This is a genomic window from Salinispora pacifica CNR114, from assembly GCF_000514775.1.
In the GTDB taxonomy this organism is placed as follows: domain Bacteria; phylum Actinomycetota; class Actinomycetes; order Mycobacteriales; family Micromonosporaceae; genus Micromonospora; species Micromonospora pacifica.
Genome location: NZ_AZWO01000075.1, coordinates 1 through 3,311 on the forward strand (window position 1 = coordinate 1; position 3,311 = coordinate 3,311).

General features: G+C 64.8%; 3 protein-coding genes and 1 pseudogene. All 4 read left to right on the forward strand.

What is annotated here, in order from left to right:
- Nucleotides 1-203 (forward strand): annotated as a pseudogene (locus B118_RS0124615) (site-specific DNA-methyltransferase); the annotation flags it as partial.
- A 281-nt stretch (nucleotides 204-484) separates the two neighbouring features.
- A complete protein-coding gene (locus B118_RS29270; protein WP_080678179.1) occupies nucleotides 485-2,281 on the forward strand; it encodes a recombinase family protein in 1,797 nt (598 codons plus the stop codon).
- A 215-nt stretch (nucleotides 2,282-2,496) separates the two neighbouring features.
- Nucleotides 2,497-2,748 carry an acyl-CoA dehydrogenase family protein gene (locus tag B118_RS33340; RefSeq protein WP_028193658.1) on the forward strand — a complete coding sequence of 84 codons (252 nt, stop codon included), beginning with the start codon at nucleotides 2,497-2,499 and terminating at the stop codon, nucleotides 2,746-2,748.
- Nucleotides 2,736-3,164: a hypothetical protein gene (locus tag B118_RS0124630; RefSeq protein ID WP_238324157.1), complete on the forward strand. Its 429-nt coding sequence runs from the start codon at nucleotides 2,736-2,738 to the stop codon at nucleotides 3,162-3,164. The genes B118_RS33340 and B118_RS0124630 overlap by 13 nt, the downstream gene beginning before the upstream one ends.
- The last annotated feature ends 147 nt before the right edge of the window (nucleotides 3,165-3,311 follow it).

The window sequence follows — 3,311 nt, forward strand, 5'->3', positions numbered from 1 at the left end:
TCGTCGCCGCCGGACACACCGCCGGACTCGAACTCGTCGAAGAATGCGTCGCCCTCATCGCCGCCGTCCGCAACGGCCGGCTCATCCCCCGCGCCNCCTTCTTCCAAATCAAAAACGTCGGCGACGCCATCGACCACGGCGACCCACAGTGGCTCGTCCAGCACGAAGACGTGATCATCTTCAAGGCGAAAGGCGACTATTGATGAGTGATCGCCTGCCGGAGAAGACGATCACGACCTCCGCGTCGAGACCAACACCGACCGTCGAGTTTCGTATCGAACCAGTGTTAGCCGACACCGTGGCCTGCGCGCTCCTGACCTTGCTGCAACGCTCGTCAGCGACGAATAGTCAGGGGCCCGCCGAGTCCACAGACGCTTGATCCCTTAATGCCGGTATGCGTGGATCTGATAGCGACACGTCCACGGTCACCCCATTCCCGGGTGACCGTGGGCGCGCACCCCACAACACCCGAGAGGCACTCTTCGTGACCACCGACGTACCTCGCATCGAAGATGCGACTGCCACCCTCGCAGACCACGAACATCAACGGTTCGCGTTTTACGGCCGCGTTTCCACCGAGGACCAACAGGACCCTGTAGCCTCTAGGAACTGGCAGCGCAACCGCGCCACCGGCCTCATCGAACCGGCCAGCGGCATCATCGTCGCCGAATTCTTCGACGTGGGCCTGTCCCGCTCCCTGCCGTGGAAGCGCCGGCCCCAGGCCGCCAAGCTTCTCGACGTTCTCGCCGACCCTAACCGCGGTTTCGACGCCGTCGTGATCGGTGAGCCCCAACGCGCGTTCTACGGCAACCAGTACAGCCTGACCATGCCCGTCTTCTCGCACTACGGCGTCGGCCTGTGGGTGCCGGAAGTCGGCGGCGCGATCGACCCCGAGTCCGAAGCCCACGACCTGATCATGAGCGTCTTCGGCGGCATGTCCAAAGGCGAACGAACTCGGGTGAAAGTCCGCGTCCGCACCGCAATGACCTCCCAGGCGAAAATCGAAGGCAGGTTCCTCGGCGGACGCCCACCCTACGGATACCGCCTCGCCGACGCCGGACCACACCCCAACCCAAGCAAAGCCGCCGACGGCCGCCGCCTACACAAGCTCGAACCCGACCCGACAACCGCACCCGTCGTACGCCGAATCTTCGCCATGTACCTCGCCAACAACGGCTACTTCGCCATCGCCGAGGCACTCACCCGCGACGGCATCGCCTCACCATCAGCCGCCGACCCCGCCCGCAACCCCCACCGCACCGGCGAAGGCTGGGCCAAAAGCGCCGTCAAAAACATCCTGTCCAACCCCCGCTACACCGGCCGCCAGGTATGGAACAAACAACGCAAGGACGAGGTACTCCTCGACGTCAACGACGTCGCCCTCGGCTACGAAACCCGCATGCGCTGGAACGACAAAAACTCGTGGGTATGGTCCGACACGATCGCCCACCCACCACTCGTCACCGTCAACGACTTCGAACTAGCCCAAACGATCATGAACGCCAACGGCAACGGCCGCACCAGCACCCAACCACGTAAAGCGCGCTACCCCTACATCCTTCGCGGACTCATGCTCTGCGGGCTGTGCGGACGCAAAATGCAGAGCCACCAGGCACACGAGACCGCCTACTACCGATGCCGCTACCCCAACGAGTACGCCCTGGCCAACCACATCCAGCACCCCCGCAACATCTACGTCGCAGAACGAGACATCGTCCCCGCACTCGACAACTGGCTCCTCACCGTCTTCGCCCCACACCGACTCACCGACACGATCCGCCGACTCCACGCCGCCCAACCCCACACCGAACCCAACACCACCACCCCGAACATCACCGCCGCCAACAAGATCATCGCAGCGTGCGACGCCAAACTCCACCAGTACCGCGCCATCGCAGACACCGGAGGCGACGCCACCACCATCGCCACCTGGATCACCGAGGTCAACGCCCAGCGCGCCGCCGCCCTCGCCCAACGCGACACCGCAACCGCCCAGAAACAGGCTCCTGACCGCCTCACCGAGAACGACATCCGACGCCTCGTCGGCAGCTTCGACAACATCCGCAACACCCTGCGCGACGCCCGCAGCGAGGACAAACGCACGGTCTACCGCGAGCTACGGCTCACCCTCACCTACAACCCCGGCCAAAACAAAATCAGCGTCGAGGCCAAACCCGACGCTGATTACTGTGGGGTAACTGTACGTGTCCGAGGGGCCACACAAACCGTTACCCCACCACCGATGACAATCGTCAAGACCTTGAAGCCAACCCAAGCCTAGGAACCCCGCTGACCCGACCCTTCCGGTGCCGCCGAAAGGGTCACCACGCCCACCTGCACGGCAGTGTCGCACGCACCGGACCCGGCTCCCGCGAACTATCCACCTTCCTGGTCGAAGCCGACCAACCCGGCGTCCGCCTCACCCGCACCAACCCGTCATGGGGCCTACACGGCTCCAGCTCCGGCGAGATCACCTTCAACAACTGCCGCATTCCGGTGACCAACAGGCTCGGTGCCGAAGGCGACGGCCTCGAGGTCGCCTACTCCTCCAGCGTCCTGTACGGCAGACCCAACCTGACCGCCGTCGCCCTCGGCATCCACCAGGCAATCCTCGACACCACCGTCACCTACACCGCCGCCCAACGCCGCTACGGCAATCCCCTGGCAGACCTGCCGACGGTGATGCAGCGGCTCGGCTACATCCAGTCCCGGCTGATGACTGCCCGGCGGGCCGCATGGCGCGCTTGATCGAAGCATTGGCGGCCCAGGTTGGCTCGTCGGAGCACTCTGCGCTGGCGCCTGGTGCGGTCGCGGCACTGACCGGCCTGAGCAGGTCCGAGACTGGCTTGATCTTCGGTCATGCGGGCCACCTCGTGCACTACGGCGCAGACACCGAACCGATCGAGGTCCTCATCCAGCTGATCTCGGACATCCAAGATCGCGAGGCCGAGGCGGGTGCCGCGATAGCGCCAGGGGACAGAGTGCGACTCGCAGGCGAACTGCCAGCCAGCGTGACGGACCATGGCGCCACTCGGCCGAGCGAAACGGTGTTCGCCGTCCGCTACGTCGGTGATGACGCGACGATCGACGTGCAACCGGACCTGGCTGAGGACTACACGATCAAGTCGGCGCCGATCGCCCTCGTGCAGCCAGCAGGTACATAGAGCATGAGATAGAGCCGAGCATCCGCACATGCCGCCATCCGCTCATGGCCGTGGTGTCGGCTCCGCCTGAAAACTGACCACGTGGTTCCGGCTGAATCGGGATCACCTCCTGAAGCATCGGGAGGTGCTGAGCGTGGAGGACTGGGC

Excerpts from the sequence above, each read along its gene's own strand:
- B118_RS0124630 (WP_238324157.1), top strand. The coding sequence starts at position 2,736 with ATGGCGCGCTTGATCGAAGCATTGGCGGCCCAGGTTGGCTCGTCGGAG.